This window comes from Deinococcus puniceus (assembly GCF_001644565.1).
Classification (GTDB): Bacteria; Deinococcota; Deinococci; order Deinococcales; family Deinococcaceae; genus Deinococcus; species Deinococcus puniceus.
This window is the reverse complement of record NZ_CP011387.1, coordinates 2,103,338-2,122,043: the sequence shown is the minus strand read 5'-3', so window position 1 is coordinate 2,122,043 and position 18,706 is coordinate 2,103,338. Positions and strand designations below refer to the sequence as shown.

The 18,706-nt window shown below is 63.3% G+C and carries 13 protein-coding genes; 8 read left to right on the top strand and 5 right to left on the bottom strand.

The features are described 5' to 3' along the window. Nucleotides 1-65: 65 nt before the first annotated feature. Nucleotides 66-2,015, top strand: coding sequence for a threonine--tRNA ligase (thrS, locus tag SU48_RS09675; RefSeq protein ID WP_064015078.1), 1,950 nt, complete (start codon nt 66-68; stop codon nt 2,013-2,015). A gap of 74 nt (nt 2,016-2,089) precedes the next feature. On the opposite strand, the gene SU48_RS09670 is transcribed toward thrS, so the two are convergent. The 4 genes from SU48_RS09670 to metG form a co-directional block, all read right to left on the bottom strand. Then, nucleotides 2,090-3,121: a DsbA family protein gene (locus tag SU48_RS09670; RefSeq protein ID WP_064015077.1), complete on the bottom strand. Its 1,032-nt coding sequence runs from the start codon at nt 3,119-3,121 to the stop codon at nt 2,090-2,092. A gap of 178 nt (nt 3,122-3,299) precedes the next feature. Next, nucleotides 3,300-4,574 (bottom strand): gluconeogenesis factor YvcK family protein, encoded by a 1,275-nt coding sequence (locus tag SU48_RS09665; RefSeq protein ID WP_064015977.1) that lies wholly within the window; start codon nt 4,572-4,574, stop codon nt 3,300-3,302. A 128-nt stretch (nt 4,575-4,702) separates the two neighbouring features. Continuing rightward, complete coding sequence (gene rapZ / locus SU48_RS09660; protein WP_064015076.1) at nt 4,703-5,545, bottom strand: RNase adapter RapZ; 843 nt, start codon at nt 5,543-5,545, stop codon at nt 4,703-4,705. A 237-nt stretch (nt 5,546-5,782) separates the two neighbouring features. Further along, a complete protein-coding gene (metG, locus tag SU48_RS09655; RefSeq protein WP_064015075.1) occupies nt 5,783-7,834 on the bottom strand; it encodes a methionine--tRNA ligase in 2,052 nt (683 codons plus the stop codon). Between the two features lie 536 nt (nt 7,835-8,370). Here metG and SU48_RS09650 point away from each other — a divergent pair. The 3 genes from SU48_RS09650 to SU48_RS09640 all read left to right on the top strand — a co-directional run bounded on the left by SU48_RS09650 (nt 8,371) and on the right by SU48_RS09640 (nt 11,743). Next, complete coding sequence (locus tag SU48_RS09650; protein WP_064015074.1) at nt 8,371-9,576, top strand: MFS transporter; 1,206 nt, start codon at nt 8,371-8,373, stop codon at nt 9,574-9,576. A gap of 317 nt (nt 9,577-9,893) precedes the next feature. Then, nucleotides 9,894-10,490 (top strand): Holliday junction branch migration protein RuvA, encoded by a 597-nt coding sequence (ruvA, locus tag SU48_RS09645; RefSeq protein ID WP_064015073.1) that lies wholly within the window; start codon nt 9,894-9,896, stop codon nt 10,488-10,490. Further along, complete coding sequence (locus SU48_RS09640; protein WP_064015072.1) at nt 10,487-11,743, top strand: low temperature requirement protein A; 1,257 nt, start codon at nt 10,487-10,489, stop codon at nt 11,741-11,743. The genes ruvA and SU48_RS09640 overlap by 4 nt, the downstream gene beginning before the upstream one ends. 88 nt (nt 11,744-11,831) lie before the next feature. On the opposite strand, the gene SU48_RS09635 is transcribed toward SU48_RS09640, so the two are convergent. Next, a complete protein-coding gene (locus SU48_RS09635; protein ID WP_157451141.1) occupies nt 11,832-13,688 on the bottom strand; it encodes a hypothetical protein in 1,857 nt (618 codons plus the stop codon). 267 nt (nt 13,689-13,955) lie between these two features. On the opposite strand from SU48_RS09635, the gene SU48_RS09630 reads away from it, so the two are divergent. The 4 genes from SU48_RS09630 to SU48_RS09615 all read left to right on the top strand — a co-directional run bounded on the left by SU48_RS09630 (nt 13,956) and on the right by SU48_RS09615 (nt 18,575). Continuing rightward, on the top strand, nt 13,956-16,052 hold the full coding sequence (locus SU48_RS09630) for a protein kinase domain-containing protein (RefSeq protein WP_064015070.1): 2,097 nt from the start codon (nt 13,956-13,958) through the stop codon (nt 16,050-16,052). A 30-nt stretch (nt 16,053-16,082) separates the two neighbouring features. Continuing rightward, on the top strand, nt 16,083-16,331 hold the full coding sequence (locus SU48_RS09625; protein ID WP_231881594.1) for a glutaredoxin family protein: 249 nt from the start codon (nt 16,083-16,085) through the stop codon (nt 16,329-16,331). Nucleotides 16,332-16,603: 272 nt separating this feature from the next. Further along, nucleotides 16,604-17,560 carry a signal recognition particle-docking protein FtsY gene (ftsY, locus tag SU48_RS09620; RefSeq protein ID WP_064015068.1) on the top strand — a complete coding sequence of 319 codons (957 nt, stop codon included), beginning with the start codon at nt 16,604-16,606 and terminating at the stop codon, nt 17,558-17,560. Nucleotides 17,561-17,999: 439 nt separating this feature from the next. Then, entirely contained in the window at nt 18,000-18,575 is a 576-nt protein-coding gene (locus SU48_RS09615) for a CAP domain-containing protein (protein ID WP_064015067.1), read from the top strand. Nucleotides 18,576-18,706 lie beyond the last annotated feature (131 nt).

The following is an 18,706-nucleotide window of genomic DNA, read 5'->3' as shown; positions in this document are numbered from 1 at the left end:
CGGGTTTTTTTATGCCATTCAAGACTCAGGGGATGCAGCAGGCACAGCAAGAAAAAGGAGCTTAGATGCACGTATTTTTACCGGATGGAAAACAACTGGACTTGAACGCTGGCGCAACCGCGCTGGACGCCGCCAAAGCAATCGGCCCCCGCCTCGCGCAAGACGCACTGGCGGCCACATCCAACGGCGATCTGGTAGACCTGATGACGCCGCTGCCCGAAGGCGCACGCATCACGCTGATTACCAAAAAGAATCCTGCCGAGGCCGCGCCCCTGTTCCGGCACTCGCTGGGCCACGTGATGAGTCAGGCGGTAGGCGAGTTTTACGAGCGCAAAGGCTTCGACCCGGAAGCGGTCAAGCGCGGCGTCGGCCCCAGCATCGAAAACGGCTTCTATCAGGATTTTGACCTGCCGGAACCCCTGAAGGAAGAGGAACTCCCCCAGATCGAAGCCATCATGCGCGAGATTCTGGGCCGCAATCTGGAGTTTTCGCGGGCAGAAGTGAGCAAGGCTGAGGCGTTGGCCCGCTTTAGCTACGACCCCTACAAGGCCGAGCTGATCGGCGCACTGCCGGAAGACGAGCCGATCACGTTCTACACTCAGGGCAGCTACACCGACCTGTGCCGGGGGCCGCACTTTCCCAGTACGGGCAAGCTGCCTGCCGCCTTCAAACTGATGAGTACGTCGGGCGCGTACTGGCGCGGCAACGAGAAAAACCCGATTTTGCAGCGGGTGTACGGCGTGGCGTTCGCGTCCCAGAAGGAACTGGACGAGTACCTGACGCGCCTAGAAGAAGCCAAGCGCCGCGATCACCGCAAATTGGGCCGCGAGATGGAACTGTTTGTCATTGACCCTCTCGTGGGGCGCGGCTTGCCGCTGTGGCTGCCCAACGGCACCATTCTGCGCGAAGAACTGATGCGCTTCCTGCGGGAGCAGCAGTTTCAGCGCGATTATCAGGGTGTTATTACCCCCAATATTGGTAACTTGGAGTTGTACAAGACCAGCGGGCACTACCAAAACTACGGCGACAGCAACTTCAGCCCGATTACCGTGGACGACGAGCAGTACATGCTCAAGCCCATGAACTGCCCTCACCATGTGCGGATTTACGCCTCCAAGCCGCGCAGTTACCGCGATCTGCCCGTGCGCCTCGCGGAATTTGGCACGGTGTACCGCTACGAGCAGTCCGGCGAACTGAACGGCCTGACGCGGGTGCGCGGCTTCACGCAGGATGACGCCCACATTTTCTGCCGCCCCGATCAGCTCAAGAAAGAGTTCTTGGACGTGCTGGATTTGACGGTGCTGGTGCTGAAAACCTTCGGCATGAACGACGTGCGCTTCCGGGTGGGCACCCGTGACCCCGAAAGCACGAAGTACGTGGGCAGCGATGAAAACTGGGTGACCGCCGAGCGCGGAATTATGGAAGCGGTGGAAGAAGTGGGCCTGCCCTACACCGTGGAACCCGGCGACGCGGCCTTCTACGGCCCCAAGCTGGACTTCGTGGTGCGCGACGTGATCGGGCGCGAGTGGCAACTCGGCACCATTCAGGTGGATTACAACTTGCCCGAACGCTTCGACATTTCCTATGTGGGCGAAGACGGCGCGGATCACCGCCCGGTCATGATTCACCGTGCGCCGTTTGGCAGCCTAGAGCGCTTCGTGGGTATTCTGATCGAGCATTACGGCGGAGATTTCCCGCTGTGGCTGGCCCCGCGCCAAATCGCCCTGATTCCGATTGCAGACCGCCACAACGAGTACGCCGAGAGCCTCGCTGCCGAATTCAAGCGCGTGGGCCTGCGTGCAGAGGTGGACGATTCCACCAACCGCATGAACGCCAAGGTTCGCAACGCCGAGCTGAGCAAGATTCCGGTGATGCTGGTGGTGGGCGATCAGGAGCAGGAGCGCCGTGAAGTCAGCGTGCGAGAACGGACGCCGGAAGGCCACAAGGAACGCAAAGGCGTCGGCTTTGACGCCCTGCTGGCCGAGTTGCAGGAGCGCTACACCACGCGGGCCTAAATGGGAATCAGGAGTGTGGATCGTAGATCGTGGTGAAAAGCTCTGACCATGATCTACGATCCACTTTCTACGCTTTACCGGAAGCTCTGAAGCCGCTGCCCGATCACCGTTCCCGCGCTGGGTTTGGCCGTCGTGATGGCCTGCGCCGTCGCCAGTTCTTCGGCATCGGTGTAGTCGGCCAACTTCACGCCGTTCAGGAAGACGGTGGGCGTGCCCTGTACGGCAACCCTTTTCCCGGCGGCAAATTGCGCGTCCACGCTGGCTTTCTTGCTGTGGCTGCCTAGGCAGAGTTTGAAGGTGGTGGCATTTAGCCCGGCGGTTTTGGCATAGGCGTTGAAGCTGGTGTTGGCAGCGGGGGCGGCCTGCGGCGTCCACTCGCTGAAGCGGGCGAACAGCACGTCGGCATACGCGCCAAATTTGCCCTGTGCCCCCGCGCATTCGCTGGCTTCGGCGGCGGCAAACGCATTTTTATGGAACGACAGCGGGAATTGATGGTGCAGAACACGGTATTCGGCGGGCTTGGCTTTCCAGCCCACCAGCGCCGTGTCCCACAACTGCTTGCAGTACGGGCACTGAAAATCGCTGAAAATGCGGATCACGTTGGGTGCGCCCGCGTTGCCCAGCGCGTTTGTGGTGGCCGGAAACAGACTGTCGGGCTGAATGTTGACGGCGGCGTACACGTTCCAGCGGGCCGCCGCGCCCGTCCCCGTCAGCTTCACGGCAATGAGATCTGCGCCCGAATCGTCGGTGGTTTCCACGAACCCGGCGCGGGCGGTGGCCTGAAATTTGGGGTCGTTGAAGGTCTTGACCAATCCGGCCAGATTTTCTTCGGGGCTGCCCCACGCGGCCAACACGGCGCGGGCGGCGTCTTCGGCGTTGCCCAGCGAGGCTTCGGCCAGTACGCCTACCGTGCGCCCGCCCACCACATCCAAAGTAATTTTGGTAGTGCCGCGAGTCAGGATAGTTCCGGCTGGGGCAAAAGGCTTGAGAATGGCCTGTGCCTGCGTGGCGGCCACGGGTTGCAACAGTTGCGCCTGTGCCGGGGCCAACGCGCCCAGCAGACCCAATGAGACAGCTTGAATAAGGATGGTGTTGGTTCGGTTCATCCCACGAGTTTAGCGGGAGGTGAGAAAACTAAAGAAGTGAATATGCGCTTGGTGGGGGGGTTGAAATGGGTGGGTTCGCTGCTCGGAGGCTTCCACAAGACGTGGGGCAGAAACTGACGGCTAGGTTTCAAGCAGTTCTTAGGCGCTTAGACCCTTGAACGCTCCTCCTACACCCTCTCTACGCCCCATTCCGAATACGAGTGATCAGGTTCAGTAATGCCGACGCCAATGCCGCCGGATCGTGGCGGGCCTGTCCATCTTGCAGCAGGGCGGCGCTGCGAACCCGGCCCCGCAGGTCTCGGCTGGCTCCCGTCAAGTCCAGCACCGACGCGCCCTCAGCGGCGTAGCGCTCGCGCACCGGCTGGGGCACGGGTTCGCTGTTCATCAGGATGCAGTCGGGCATACGGCCAAGGTGCGCGTAGATGGCGGTCACGTGGTCTTCCAATGTCAGCCCTGTGGTTTCGCCGGGTTCGGTCATCAGACTGGCCACGTACACCAGCGGCGCGGCAGAGTCGCACACGGCCTGCGCGATTTCGGGAATCAGCAGGGCCGGAATGATGCTGGTAAACAGGCTGCCCGGCCCCAGCACGATCATCTCGGCTTCTTCTATGGCCTCCAGCACGGCAGGCAAGGCAGGCAAGTCGGGCGGATCAAGGCGCACTTCGCGGATCCGGGCCTTGCCCAAGCTGGTCGCCAGTTGGCTTTCGCCCCGGATCTCGCGCCCGTCGTCCAGTCCCGCAACCAGTGTGGTGGGCTGCGTGGTGGCCGGAAAGACCTGCCCGCGCACGCGCAACACGTCATGGATGTCCTGCATGGCCGCGCCCAGACCACCCTGTTCCTCACTCAGCGTCGCCAGCATCAGATTGCCGAAGGTGTGGCCTTCTATACCGTCGCCGCGCCCGAAACGGTGCAGCAGCAAGCGGGCCAGCACAGGGCTGTCGCTGAGGGCCGCGTAACAGTCGTTCAGGTCACCGGGCGCGATCATGTCCAGCGATTCGCGCAGGCGTCCACTGGAGCCGCCGTCGTCGGCCACCGTCACCACTGCCGTGATGTTGCCCGTGTGGACTTTCAGGCCCATCAGCAGGTTAGACAGGCCTGTGCCTCCGCCCACCGCCACCACCCGTGCGCCGCGTGCCAGATGGCGTCGTTCGTAGATCAGGTCAACGACAGGCGTCCCCGGAGCCGTGCCCGTGCCGCGCAACATCGAGCGATTCAGCATGGCGATACTCCAGAACGCGCCGCCCAACGCCAGCCCCATCAGGCCGATGCCGACCACGTACAGCGGCATCACTTGCGGCTCCGTGAATCTGTTCAGCCACAAAATCCAGCGCGTGGCCGTGAAATGCAGCGGGCCAGTCCACGTGAAATGCAGGAATCCCAGCGCCCCGGCAAAAGTGCAGGCGGCAAACAGCACCAGCCAGCGCTTGACGCCCATGCCCGGAGACAGCCACATGCGGGCCTGACGCTGAACGTGGCGGCCAGTCTTGAGGGCCTCGTCGCGCCGTCTGGGGAGATTTGGCAGGTGGTCTGCTTCTTCCGCGTCTGCCTCCAGCGGCGTGCTGTTCGGGGGCGGCACGGTGGTCATAAATCCTCGTGCAGTTTCATGTCGCGGTGATCGGTCACGTGGGCGTCCAGATCGGCCAGATCGGCAGCCAGCCGCGCCGTGACGGCCACGCTGCGGTGTTGCCCGCCCGTACAGCCCACCGCCACCGTGTAGCCGCGCCGTCCGGACGCCTTGGCCCGGCTGGCTGCCAGCCGCACAAAATCCCGAACCTCATTGTAAAAGTCGTGCGAGGCCTGATCCTGAAACACGTATCCCGCCACATCCGCCTCCAGCCCCGTTCTGGGGCGCAGTTCCGGATCATAATAGGGGTTGGGCAGCGTCCGCACGTCCACCACCAGATCGGCGTCACGTGGCGGCGCGTGCTTGAAGCCGAAGCTCATCAGCCTCAGGTCGAATTCCTGTTCCAGCCGGAACAACCGCATCACCCGCTCGCTCAGTTGGGCGGCACTCAGCGGCGTCGTGTCAATCACGGTATCGGCAATGGCCCGCAGCGGGGCCAGCAGATCGCGTTCGCGGGCAAAGTCCACCATCAGCGATTCGCCCAAAGGATGCTCGCGGCGGGTCAGGTTGTACCGCTTCAGCAGCACTTCGGCGTTGGCCTCCAAAAACAGCACATGCAGGTCTTCGCGGCGGCGAGACAGCCGAATATAGCTGTCTTCCAGCGCCCCCAAAAAGTCGCGGGTGCGGGCGTCGGTACTCACGGCCACCTTGTCCAGTTTCCGCGCCACCGAGAGGTCGTGCATGGCCCCCCACAACTCTGGGGGCAGGTTGTCGGTGATAAAAAACCCCGCGTCCTCCAGCGTTCTGAGCGCGGTACTCTTTCCACTTCCCGACAATCCTGAGACGACTACAAACGGCATGCGGTCAGTTTACCCGGATTGGGGCGGGTGTGCGGTTGTGTTGCAGTGGGCAGCGTGGAGCATCGGGGGTGAAGGGGATTTGTCTAAGGGTCGAGGGTCGAAGGGTCCAAGGGCAAAACCAAGAGCGTTGTTAGCGGGGTTCACCTGCAACCTCAATCCCCTTTCCCAAAAAGCCACGGCCCACACGCTCTCCACGCGGGGCCGCAGCAAGATCAACAGGTTTCAGATCAACAGTGTTTAGCGAACCTTCGTGCCGCTCGGCAAATCCAGCGTCAGGCCCACCAGATCGAGATTGCCCTCGGCGTCCTCTGCGGCCAAGATCATGCCCTGAGATTCGATGCCGCGCAGCTTGGCAGGCTTCAGGTTCGCCACCAAGATCACTTTGCGGCCCACCAGATCTTCAGGGGCGTACCACTTGCGAATGCCGCTGACCACCGTGCGGATTTCATCGCCCATTTTGACGGTCAGTTTCAGCAATTTGTCGGCTTTGGCGACGGCTTCGGCAGCCAACACCTCGGCCACACGCAGGTCGATGCGGGCAAAGTCGTCTATGGAAATCAGCGCTTCGGCAGCGGCGGGCGTATCGCTGGCGGCAGCGTGGGTGGGTGCGGTCTGTGCGGGGGCAGCGGGTTTGGATTCAGCCGTTTTTTCTTCGATCTGGGTCATGGTCTGTTTCTCTTTTTTGGGAGCGGGGGTGTTGTTGGTAGGGACTAGGGCTTCGGCAGAGTCGGTTTTAAGACTCTCTGGCTTAGGAAAGAGGATCGGGCCGCCCAACACGCGGGTTCCGGCGGGGGTCAGGCCCCACGCGCCCCTTAGGGTGTAGGTCTGCCCGCCCAGTCCCAGTTGCACGCGCAGTTCTCTGGCTTTGGCCGGAATCACGGCTTCCAGACACACACTCGCTACACGCAGACCCTCTACGGCGGTGTACAGCACGGTATCTAGGCGCTGTTGGGTGTCCTCGGATTTTGCCAGCGTCCACGGCGCACTTTCGGCGATGTAGCGGTTCAGATCGCGCACGAAGTTCATGGCGGCTTCTATGGCCATATTGATCTTCAGGTCGTTCACCAGCCGCAAAATCTCGGAGGGCAGGGCCAACGCCGCCGCCTCTATGCCGTGTTCGCGCTCGCTGGGCGTATGCGCCTGAGGTACCACGCCCCCCCGGTATTTCTGCACCATGCTGACTGTGCGCGACAGCAGATTGCCGAGGTCGTTGGCGAGGTCGCTGCTGAGGCGCGACACCAGAATGCCCTCGCCATACGCGCTGTCTGCGCCCAATGTGGCTTCGCGCAGCAGCGTATAGCGGATCGCGTCTACGGGGTGGTCGCGCACCAGTTGTTCGGGGTCTATGGCGTTGCCCAAAGATTTGCCCATCTTGCGTCCGTCTTCGGCCAAAATGTGGCTGTGCACCACCAATTTGCGGTAGAGGGGCAGGCCCGCCGCCCGCAGCATGGTCGGCCAAAATACGGCGTGCGGCTTCAAAATATCTTTGCCGATCACGTGCCAAGCGGTGCCGATCACGTCGGGCGACTGGCCCCGGCTGACAGGTGCAGAGACGTAGTTCAGCAGGGCGTCGAACCACACGTAAGTCACGTGGTCGGCGTCCCAAGGCAGTTCTATGCCCCACGGCACACGCGACTTGGGGCGGCTGATGCTCAGGTCGCCAATCGGCTCGCGCAGCATCTCCAGCACCTCGTTGCGGTATCCAGCGGGCTGAATAAAGTCCGGGTTGGCCTCGATGTGTTCCAGCAGCCACGCCTGATATTTCTCCATCTTGAAAAAATAGTTGGCCTCGCGCCGAAGCTCTGGCGGGTCTTTGTCGCCGGGATAGCGCCGCACGCCGTCCGGGCCTTCGACGAGTTCCTTGTCGGTCACGTAGCGCTCTGCACCCACCGAATACAGCCCCTCGTATTCGGCAAAATAGATGTCCCCGGCGTCGTGTACCCGCGTCAGCACTTCCTGCACGTAGCGTTTGTGGCGGCCCTCGGTGGTGCGGATAAAGTCGTCGTAGCTGATTTCGAGGCGATCCCACAGCCCCTTGAAGGCCCGCAAACTTAGGTCGTCCACGAAGGCTTGCGGCGTTTGCCCAGCTTTGGCGGCGGCTTTGGCAATCTTTTCGCCGTGTTCATCGGTGCCGGTCACAAACTGCACTTCTCGTCCCGACAGGCGCATATAACGGGCAATAGAATCGGCCAAAATCTTTTCGTAGACGTGGCCGATGTGCGGCGCACCGTTGGCGTAGTCGATGGCGGTGGTGATGTAAAACGCGCCCTTCTCAGCTTGATTCGTCATGGTGGCCTTCTCCCCGCCCGGCCCTTTCCCTGATGAGAGGAACGCCGGGGCAACTTGGCTAGGATACAAAACTCAGCCGCGACTGCGTGCGGCCTGCTTGGATTTCAGTGTCTATCCACAAAAAAGGGCCACTCTCGCCCGCGCCCCTGTGCTTCCGCCCAACCCTCTGTAAAACTCCAGCGTCAGGCCAGCCGGGGCATTCGCGCCAGCATTCGCCCGCTTGCCCGCCGGAGAGCGAGGAGGGGAGAGCGGCGCGGGTTCATAGATTCAGTGTAGCGGAAGCGTAGGGCGGGGGAATGCGCTAAGTGGCGCAGGGTTGGCGTGGGACAGGCGTTTCCGGGGGCGAGGTTTAAGGGTCTAAAGGTCTAAGGTGCTGGGGCGGGTTCGTCTCCGTGTGGAACGGCCTTCTGCTCCCGCCCTTGCCTTTCTTCGACCCTCAGACCCTTGACCCTTAGACTTCCGCCCCTTCGTCCCCAACACCCAGCCAAGACTTTATCTGACACACCGCTTGACTTTTTCAAGTTAGAGTGTCTGCTATGACCCACGCCGCCCCCGCTTCAGCAGACCCGAAACCCACGGCATCCGGCCCGCCCGGTGCTGTGCCAGACCGCCTCACCAGCCTCACGTTGCTGCTTTTGGCCGCCCTGACCATCATGTCGGGGGCCACCATCGCGCCCGCGTTGCCTGCCATGCAAGCGCACTTTGCCGATCAGCCCAACGCCAACCTGTTGGTGAAATTGGCGCTGACCATCGTGGGGTTGGTCATCGCCGTCAGTGCGCCTATTGGCGGTGTGCTGGCCGATAAATTTGGGCGGCGGCCCGTGCTGCTGTGGTCGTTGGTGTTGTACGCGGTGGGCGGAGCCAGCGGGCTGGTGGTGCAGTCGTTGGGCGAGGTGCTGGCGGGCCGCGTGCTGCTGGGCTTCGCGGTGGCCGGAACCATGACGGCGGGCGGCGCACTGGTCAACGACCTATTTTCGGGGCCTGCACGCGGCAAATTCCTGAGTCAGCAGGCGGCCTTCACCAGCTTTGGCGGCGCGGTGCTGCTGCCCCTCGGCGGCGTGCTGGCGGGCGTGGGCTGGCGTGCCCCGTTCGCCCTCTACCTGATTTCGCTGCTGCTTATTCCGTTGGTGCTGCGGTTGCCCAGAGGTGTGCCAGGCGGCATATCAGTAGCAGAAGCCGCCGAAAAACCGCGCTGGTGGCCCGTGATTCTGGTCTACTTTCTGGCGCTGGCCTACATGATCGCCTTTTACCTGATGCCCGCGCAGGGGCCGTTCCTGCTGCAAGCGTTGGGGGCCAAACCCGCCGCGACGGGGCTGCTCCTCGGCGCGTTTACCCTGATCGCCGCACTCACTTCGCTGGGGTACTCGCGTTTTGCTGGGCGCTTCGATCCCCGCCGGGTGGCCGCGTTGGGCATGGGACTGCTGGCCGGGGGCTGGGGCCTCGTGGCGGTTGCCCAGAGCATTCCCGCCGTGCTGGTGGGCCTCGTGGTGGCCGGACTGGGCGGCGGGCTGGTGTTTCCCAACCTCTATGCGTGGCTGGCCGACCTGACTCCCCCGGCATGGCGGGGCCGCATCACCGCCGGAATGAGCAGCGCCGTGTTTTTGGGCCAATTCCTCAGCCCGCTGGTGCTGGCTGCTCCCGCCGCCCAACCCGCTCAGGGCTTCGTGTGGGGAGCGCTGGGCATCGCGGTGATCGGGGCCGCGCTCTTTGCCCTGAGCTTGGTTCGGCCCAAAGTGGCTTAGGAGGTGTCGGTTGTGGGGCGTGGGAAAATAGAATCTCAGCTTTGAACGGAGGCGTTGCGGTGAGCGGTTCCGGGTCAACCCCCAGTCTCCTTCGCAGCCAGCCCCCCTTCCTGCGGGCCGTACCAGTCAAGGGGAGCGCAAAAGCGCAGTTGTCCCCACCTCTAAGGGGGGGCGGTGCGCCAGAAACGGGGAGGTTCACCTTCCGACTTCAGTTGAGCCGGGTTGATCTGCGGAGGCCTCAACTCTCAACACTACCGCAACCCACACCCCCGCTTCTGGCCCTTTCTGCCCGCCCCCGCCGCACTAGAATCTGACGTGTGATTGCTTACCTGAGTGGCGTAGTGCGCGAAATTCGTGAGGGAAGCGCCGTGGTGGTGGCGGGCGGGCTGGGCTACGAGGTGCAGTGCCCGGTGAGTACGCTGGGCCGCCTGAAAGTGGGCGACGTGGCCGAGTTCAATATCCGTTTCGTGGTGCGCGAGGACGCCCAATTGCTGTTCGGTTTTTCGGACGCCGATAGCCTGCGCCTGTTCGACCTCCTGATTGGGGTCAGCGGCGTGGGGCCAAAGCTGGGGCTGGCGATGTTGTCTGGAATGCCCGTGTCGGCACTGGCGCAGGGTCTCCTCAGCGGCGACGTGAAACTGCTGAGCAGCGTATCGGGCGTGGGCAAAAAAACCGCCGAACGGCTGGTGCTGGAGCTTCAGAACAAAATCCCTGAGCATCTGGCCGCGCCTGTGGTGGGCGGCGTAAAAGTGATGCCCGTCCACAGCAGCGCGGGCCGCGACGCCATAGACGCGCTGCTGGCGCTGGGATTCCGTGAGCAGCAGGTGCGCGGGGTGGTGGCCGAATTGCTGGGCGCTGACCCCGAACAGACCGCCGACGCCCTGATCCGCAAAAGCTTGGGGCGGCTGAGATGACGCACGGCCAGCCAGACGACATCGATATTGAAAATAGCCTCAGCGTGTCCGAATCCGATTCGGCAGCGGGCAAGGCAGACGGCGACGCGCCCGACGAACAGAAAGTCTCGTGGCTGGAACTGTTCTTCGACCTGATTTTCGTGGTGGGCTTCGATCAACTTGCCAAGCGGCTGGGCACGACCCCCAGCGCCGAAAATATCGGGGTGTTCCTGCTGATGTTTACGGCGGTGTGGTGGGCGTGGGCGGGCAACACCACCTTCGCCGGACGCTACGGCAACGATGGCCGCGCCTACCGCTGGGGCACGGTAGCGCAACTCGTGTCTATGGCCATGATCGCGCTGTCATTGCGGGGCGACGTGCAGGACATCGGAGCGCTGTTTGCCGTGGCGTTTGCCTTCAACCGGGCCGTGCTGGTGGTGATGTACCTCGCCGTGCTGCGGCAGTCGCCCGAAGCGGTGCATTTTGTGCGGCCTACGGCCATAGGTTTTGGCGTGGCGGCCCTGCTGTGGTTGATTTCTGCCCTGTTCGTGCAGACGCCCGCCGCCCTGCTGGGATTCTGGGGGGCCGCACTGGCTGTCGATATTCTCACGCCTATCCTGATTCGTTCGCGCAGTCTGGACGCCTTGCCGCACCAATCGCACCTGCCAGAGCGCGTGGGCCTGCTGCAAATCATCGCGCTGGGAGCCATCGTGACCGAAGTCGTGGACGGCGGGCGGCAGCAAGACCTGACCCTGACTTTTCTGGCCCCCGCCCTGTTTGCCATCCTGACCACCGTGGCCCTGTGGCGGCTGTATTTCGATCAACCCCGCCTGCTGCCCATTTTGTCGGCGCACAACGAATCCAGAGTCGGGGCGCTGCTGGTGTGGCTCTACGGCCACTTGCCCTTCACGCTGGGCGTGGTCATGTTGGGTGTGGGCTTTGGTCACGGCATCAGTCAGGTGGGGGAAAAGGACGCCGCCAACTTGCAACTCGTGGCGTGGCCGCTGGCCGCCGTGTTCCTGACCTTGGCCGCCCAACGCTGGAACGCCGCCCGCCTGACCGCGCACCCGCCCTTTGACCGCAGCATGATCACCCTCTTGGCCGGAGCCGTTGCTGGCGTTGCCCTCGCCTTCAGCGGACTGGAAACACAGCCGCTCCATGCCGTCGTCTTCGGTATCACCGGTCTGGCCGCCCTGATCGTCGCCACCGATCCCGGCACACGCCGCCTCGGCGTCATAGAAGAAAAGCGCGGGGGCGAAGAAGCCCCGCTGTAGACGGCCTGCGGGAGAGGAAGCGCAGTTGGCTGAGCGTAGCGGCTCTGCTTCCACACTCAGACATGTCCCCTACCGCACCACCCCAACCTCAATTTTTGGTGTCGTAGGGCGCGTGCATGGTATGGCTCAGGCTATGAGTGGACGACTTATGTTCCAGTGTGCCGGGCAGCGTGTGACCCTCAGGGGTGCTGGGCGGCGGCGTGTCGTAGAGGGCGGCGGCGGCCAGCCACGTGCCTTGGCGCACCAGCAGCAGGCTCAGGCCCGGCACGCGCACCACCAACAGGTCGTGTAGGGTGGCCGCCGGATGACCGGGAAGCACCGCTGCGAGTTCGCCCTTGTAATCCAGCCGCAGGGTCAGGGCACGCTCGCCGGTTCTCAGGGTTACCGGGTCTTGGCCCAGCAAAATGCTCCTGAACGCTCCTGTATCGGCCAGATTGACCGCCGTATGGGCCACCGGGTAGGGCAGAGGTTCCGGGGTAAAGGTGGCGATATGCAGCACTTCATGGAGCCCGGTCGCGCGGTCAGCGTCCAGCTCCAGCCGTTCAGCGGCGGCGTGAATACTCGTCGCTACGCTGGAGGGTGTAGACCGCTGGAGCCGGGCCATCAGGGCATCTATCCCTTTGCGGGCAAAGGCGATCAGCGTCTCCGGCGGGGCAGAGGCGTACTTGTCGGCACTTGCCGCGCCGAGAGCTGCAGTGTCGACCGTGCCGTTCCGGATCAGTTGGGCGGCGGCACGGGCCAACCGCAAATTGGCGTAATCTTCTTCGGCGTTCAGCAGCAGCGCAATGGCTCTGGCTTTAGAGGCCAGCCGTCCAATTTCCTCGTCGGGACGGCCATCGACCCGGAGCAGCACATACGCGCCGCTGACGAACGCCCGAATCTGTGCGCGTGCTGGCCCGATGACCACGCTGCGTTCGGCGGGCGGCAGGTCGGTTCGCAGCAGCACCACATGCGGCCCAAACTGAAGTTGCCAGTTGCTGCCGATAGGTTGCCAGCGCAAGTCCATGCCGCGCCAGTGGGCCGCCTGCCCGCCTGCCAGATAGATCACCAGTTCGTCTGTGCCGTCATCGGGGGTGGGCAGGGCCGACTGCGGCTTTTGGGCGTACAGAATGCTATGGCTGGGTGTGCCCGACATCGTGTTGGTGGGGGCACCGGCCAGCAGATCGTCCAAGGTGCGCTGGAGGTGCCGCGCGGCCTCCCGGATGGCGGGGCGTTCGCGGGGGTCGCGGGCCTGCGGGTACTGGGCACGCAAGGCGGCCACCAGCGCGGCGCGGGCTTCGGGGGCCACCCGTTCGCGTTCGGCGGCGGCCAGGCGGGCTTCCATCACGTCCTCGTCGGGGTGGCGGGCAAAGGGTTCCTCGTGAACGGCAGACAGGGCTGTTTTCACGCGCAGGCGGCCCTCTTCGGTCAGCAAAAGATCGGCGAACCCGGACGCGACCCGCGCCACGACTTCTGCGTCGTGCAGGGACACCAACGGGTCGCCCACCGCTGGCACAGGGAGCCGCGTGCGGATGCTGCGGCCTTCGCGCTCGGCATTTTCCTGCACGGTGTACATCACCCTCAGAGCGGTTCGGTCAGGCTGGCGGCCCCACACCTGAGCCAACTCCAGAATGGACGTTTTGAGGTGAACGTGCCAGGCCATGCGCTGTAATTCTTCCCAGGACTGGGACTCTGGGCTGTCGGCGCGGGCGGGCGCGCTCCATTCGGGTACGGCGTTGGCGGCTGGGCGCGACGACACGGGCGAGGCGTGAGCAGACTTGAACATATTGCGGTAGTTGCGGTCACACTCCATCATGCGGCGCAGCAACATCGGCTCCAGCGGCGCACCCAACAGTTCGTCGCGCAGCTCGGTCAGCGAGCGTTTGCCCCCACGTGGAACCCGGCCATCGAGTGCGTCGGCGACCTTGTACTCATACAATTCCACCAGTTCAGCCCAGTAAGTCACGCCTCTAGTATAGGGACAGAGCGTCACGCAAACCTCTCTGCTCAGCTTCCTTCAGAACCGGCCTCAGAGCGGGGCAGCGGCCTTCCGGTACAGCTTGGCCCTTATACGGGCGACATCGCAGCAGGGAGTGCCCCCGCTGACTTGGGCGCTTGACTTCCCTTTTGTAGAACGCCGTAAGTCCAGCGAAAGACCCGTCCGGTATAACTAGGAGGACATGACGCCCTTTTTGCGCCCACCGCCTGCCGCCTGCCCCGCGAGGAGCGGCCTTTGAACCTGCTGCTTCTGGCCGCGCTGTTCGTGGCTGGCCTGCTCCTGACCGTGCGGGCTGGCGAGCGGGTTCTGGCTGTGTTGGTGGCGGTACTCAGCGTGGCCATTGCCACAGTCCTGGTTGCCCTGGCGGTGGGTGCGGGGGGCGGGCTGCTGGCGCTTGACCGGGCGCAGGGGGTGCTGAGCGTGGTGGCCGTGTTGGTCGCCAGTGGGGTCTTCTTGTTGGGTGGGCGCGGGTTTCCGCCTTCTATTCGGCCTGCCGCCAAGCCCAGTCGGCCGGTGCGTGTGCAGCGTACAGCGCCGCCCGCCCCCCCGCCGTCTCGCCGCGCCACCCTGACCCAGACGGCCACCGATCTGCGTTTTCAGGACTATGAGGTTCTAGACCGCATCGGCATTGGCGGCATGGGTAGCGTGTACCGCGCCCGCAGGCGGCAAGATGGCCGGATCGTGGCCCTGAAAGTGCCGCAAGAAAAATACTTGGCCGACGCCAAATTCGTAAAGCGTTTTTACCGCGAGGCCGAAGTGCTCAAGCGCTTCAACCATCCCAACGTGGTGCGGGTCTACGACTACCGCATGCAGCCGCAGGAGCATTACATCGCCATGGAATTTCTGGACGGCGACAGCCTGGAAGCTGTGCTGGAAAACCGCACCATGAGCTTTCCGGAGGGCGTGCAGATTATCCGCGCCCTGGCCGACGCCCTGCGCCACATTCATATGCAAAATGTGGTTCACCGCGACATCAAGCCCGCCAACGTGATGGTCGTCAAGAACGCCTTTGTAGAAGGGCAACTGCGTGAAGGCGGCATCAAGCTGATGGATTTCGGCATCGCGGTGGGCAAGGTGCTGACCCGCCTGACCATGACCGGGGCGCGGGTAGGAACCCCGATCTATATGGCCCCCGAACAAGCCAAGGGCAACCGCGTGGACGCCCGCAGCGACGTGTATTCGCTGGGTCTGCTGGCCTACGAGATGGTCACGGGGCAAACCGCCTTCAAGGGCAGCTATGAGGCGGTGGTGCATCAGCAGGTGTTCGAGTCGCCCAAGCCGCCCAAGCAGGTGCGCCTGGAAGTGCCGGGCAAACTGAACGACCTGATCCTGAACATGATCGAAAAAGACCCGGCCATGCGGCCCACGCTGGATGAGGTGATGGCCCGGATAGATGCGGGCGTGCTGACCGACGAAGTGTTCACCGATCCGGTGACGTTGGCGATGAGCGTGCAGGAAAAACGCGGCACGCTGCGCCTGCTGGATTTGAAGGGCAAACTGCGGGTCAGTATGCGCGATCAGGGCAACGCGGAAGGCAATCTGCCCAGTGTCCCCAACGCGATGGCAGGCGACGCCGAGGGCAACCTGTACGTGACTCTACTGGAGTACCGTCAGGCCAAAACGGGTGCCCTGATTCGCAAGCATTCCCCCGATGGACGCGAGATTCTGGCGTTCGGAGCTTACGGCCTCGGCGAAGGCGACCTGCTGCATCCTGTGGGGATTGCTGTCGCGCAGGGCCATGTGTATGTGCTGGACGGCGAGGCCCATCATGTGAACGTGTATACCACCGAGGGCCGGTTCGTGCGGAGCTTCGGCGGACGCGGACAGGGACTGGGCCGCTTCGAGCGCCCGCGCACCATCGTCGCCGCCCCCGATGGGCACGTGTACATCCTCGACAGCGGCAACAACGAAGTGCAGAGATTTACCGCGCAGGGCGAATACATCAGCCGCTACGCCTTCCGCTTGGATCGCAGCAGCGAGAGCCTGCGCCCACTGGAAGGCCTAGGCATCGACGGCTACGGCGCGGTGTACATCGTGGACGGCGTGGCCCGCAAAATCCGCAAAATCGAGGTAGACGGCACCCCCGGCGTGACCTTTACCCTAGAAACTCTGGTGGGCGAACCCACCGACGCACCCTGGCTGCTGCAAATCACCAACGACGGCCAGATTTTCGCCGTGCGGCAGGGCGGGCAAGTGCTGCGTACCTTTTCGGGCGTGGGCGACCTGATCACGTCTAACGATATGTACGCGCCCGTGCAGTCCATGGTGCTCCTGACCCGGCCAGTGCCGACGCCTGTACCGACCTCTACACCGACAGCCACGCGGGCCTGAGCCGTGCCGCCAGAATCCATCCTCCCGGAATTGACCTTCTACAGCCGCCCCGGTTGCCACCTCTGCGAGCAGGCGCAGGCGCATCTGCTGGCGCTGGACTACCGTTTCACGGAAGTGGATATTACCGGGGATGCGGAACTGGAACGCCTGTACGGGCACGATATTCCCGTGCTGGCCGCTGGAAACCGGGTGCTGATCAAAGGCGTGTTCGGCAAAGGCCGCCTGAGTACATTGAAGCTGCTGCTGGTGCGGGAAGCGCGGGAGAGGCAGTCGGGCTGAGGAGTTGGGTGGTGGGCGCACCCTCCAGTCTGCTTCGCAGCAAGCCCCCTTGTTTTGCAAAGCTCCGCAGGAGAGGAGCGCAACAGCTTTCAGTCCCCACCTCGAAGGGGGGCGTTGCGTCAACAACGGGGGGGTTCACCTTCCAACTCAAGTCGCAAGAACCATCCGCGCTGTCCTCCGAGAGGCATCCCGGTTCGCTGGCGCAGGCCGCGCTATCGTAGGGCCATGCTGTCTTTTGTTGTTTCCCCTCTCCACTTGTTCGCGGTAAGTCTATGAGTTGGCTGGAACGTCTGCGCGACGGCCTCAGCAAAACGCGCAAGCAGATCAACGATACCGCCGGATTCCTCGGCAACGATGTGCGCGATGTGTTCACCAGCCGTCTGGATTCCATCGAAGACCTTGAATATGCCCTGATTGCCGCCGATGTGGGCCGCGCCGCCACCGAAGAAATTCTGGAAGACATCAAGCGCAGCGAGAAGACCAATTTGCAGGAAGCGCTGATGGAAGCCCTGACCCTGCAACTGGAACCCGATGCCCGCCGCGCCGAATTCCGCAAATTGGGTTTTGCGCCCGATGCCCGCCGGGGCCGAGTTGACCCCAAAGGGCACGTGATCATGGTCATCGGCGTGAACGGCGTGGGCAAAACCACCACGATTGCCAAGCTGGGGCAGTACTACATGACGCGGGGCAAAAGCGTGATGTTTGCTGCCGGGGACACCTTCCGGGCAGCGGCGGGCACGCAGTTGGGCGTGTGGGGCGAGCGCCTCGGCATCCCGGTCATTCAGGGCGCAGACGGCAGCGACCCGGCAGCCGTGGCCTTCGACGGCGCGGCGGCCCGCACAGCACGCGGCACCGATCTGCTGTTTGTAGACACGGCGGGGCGGCTGCACAACAAGCACAACCTGATGGAAGAACTGAAGAAAGTGCGCCGCGTGATCGAGAAGGCCGACCCCGGCGAACCGTCCGAAGTCTGGCTGGTGCTGGACGCCGTGACCGGGCAAAACGGGTTACAGCAGGCCAAGAAGTTCCATGAATCCACGCCGCTCACGGGCGTCATCGTGACCAAACTGGACGGCACCTCCAAGGGCGGCATTCTGATTCCCATCGTGCGCGAATTGGACGTGCCCATCAAGTTTATCGGTGTGGGCGAGCAGGCGGGCGACCTGCAACCCTTCGACAGTCAGGAATTCGTGCGTGCCCTGTTCGACATAGACATTCCCAAAAGCTGAGTTTCACCCATTGGGACAGCTCTAAAGCTGAAGAACCCACCTCCGACCCTGCCCCGTCGCTTCCAGACCGGGCAGGCGTATTGTCAGACTTGTGTGTGAACCAGAGTCTTAATGTAGACGTCAGATAGAGTTCAGTCTTCTGGAAACGTGTGTCAGACGCGGGAAGCGAGGAAGCTCGGCGCAGGACAGGCCGGAGGGCCTCCTGAAAGTGATCCCAGTTTCGGCGGCGATGGGGCCAGTGTGCCGGATCGGGAGCGCAGAGTGGGGCGGCGCTGCCCCCATTCGGGCGATCAATGAGAAGTTTTATATGTGCAGGGCAGGGCAAGCGGGTTTGTGACGTTAATGATTGATCCTGTGAGCGGTCTGACAGCCTGTGATTTCTAAGGTAGGGGTACTTCAACCGCACAGCACTCTCTCCGTGCGAAAAAGGAACACCCTCATGCTCCAGATCAAAGCTGCTCGCCTGACCGCCCTGACCCTGACCATCCTTGGAGCCGCCGCCCTCACTTCCTGCGGTGGCAGCACGGCCCCCGCGCCTCAGGCCACTGCACCCGTCGCCACCGCCCCCAAAGCGCAGGACGCCGGAAGCCAGACCATGAGCGCCGAGGAAGCGCAGGTGCTGCGCGAAGTGAACGCGGCCCGCGCGGTGGCCCGCACCTGCGGCGACGTGGCGTATGCGGCCACCACGCCTGTCACTTGGAACGGCTTCTTGGCCGTGGCCGCCCGCAGCCACACGGCAGATATGGCCGCCCGCAACTACTTTGCCCACGTGACGCCCGAGGGCCGCACGATTGCCATGCGTGCCGAGGCCGCTGGCTACACGAATTGGCAGACGCTGGGCGAGAACATCGCTGCTGGCTACACGGTTCAGAACGTGGTGCAGGGCTGGATCGACAGCCCCGGCCACTGCAAGAACCTGATGGATCCTAAATTCCGGGAAATGGGTGCGGGCTACACCTACCGCCCCGGCAGCACCTACGGCACCTACTGGGCGCAGGAATTCGGCACCCGCTAAGGCGGAACCGGAGCCAAGAGCAGGACTGAATCTGGGTTGAAGTCAGATTCAAATTGCGACAAACAATGGGCGCGGCAGTCCTGTGAGGGGGGCTGCCGCGTCCGCTTTTTGGCTCTGGATTGGCTCTTGAA

Coding starts and splice junctions, on each gene's coding strand:
- thrS (WP_064015078.1), top strand. CDS start 66: ATGCACGTATTTTTACCGGATGGAAAACAACTGGACTTGAACGCTGGC.
- SU48_RS09670 (WP_064015077.1), bottom strand. CDS start 3,121: ATGAACCGAACCAACACCATCCTTATTCAAGCTGTCTCATTGGGTCTG.
- SU48_RS09665 (WP_064015977.1), bottom strand. CDS start 4,574: ATGTGGCTGTCTCCGGGCATGGGCGTCAAGCGCTGGCTGGTGCTGTTT.
- rapZ (WP_064015076.1), bottom strand. CDS start 5,545: ATGCCGTTTGTAGTCGTCTCAGGATTGTCGGGAAGTGGAAAGAGTACC.
- metG (WP_064015075.1), bottom strand. CDS start 7,834: ATGACGAATCAAGCTGAGAAGGGCGCGTTTTACATCACCACCGCCATC.
- SU48_RS09650 (WP_064015074.1), top strand. CDS start 8,371: ATGACCCACGCCGCCCCCGCTTCAGCAGACCCGAAACCCACGGCATCC.
- SU48_RS09640 (WP_064015072.1), top strand. CDS start 10,487: ATGACGCACGGCCAGCCAGACGACATCGATATTGAAAATAGCCTCAGC.
- ftsY (WP_064015068.1), top strand. CDS start 16,604: ATGAGTTGGCTGGAACGTCTGCGCGACGGCCTCAGCAAAACGCGCAAG.
- SU48_RS09615 (WP_064015067.1), top strand. CDS start 18,000: ATGCTCCAGATCAAAGCTGCTCGCCTGACCGCCCTGACCCTGACCATC.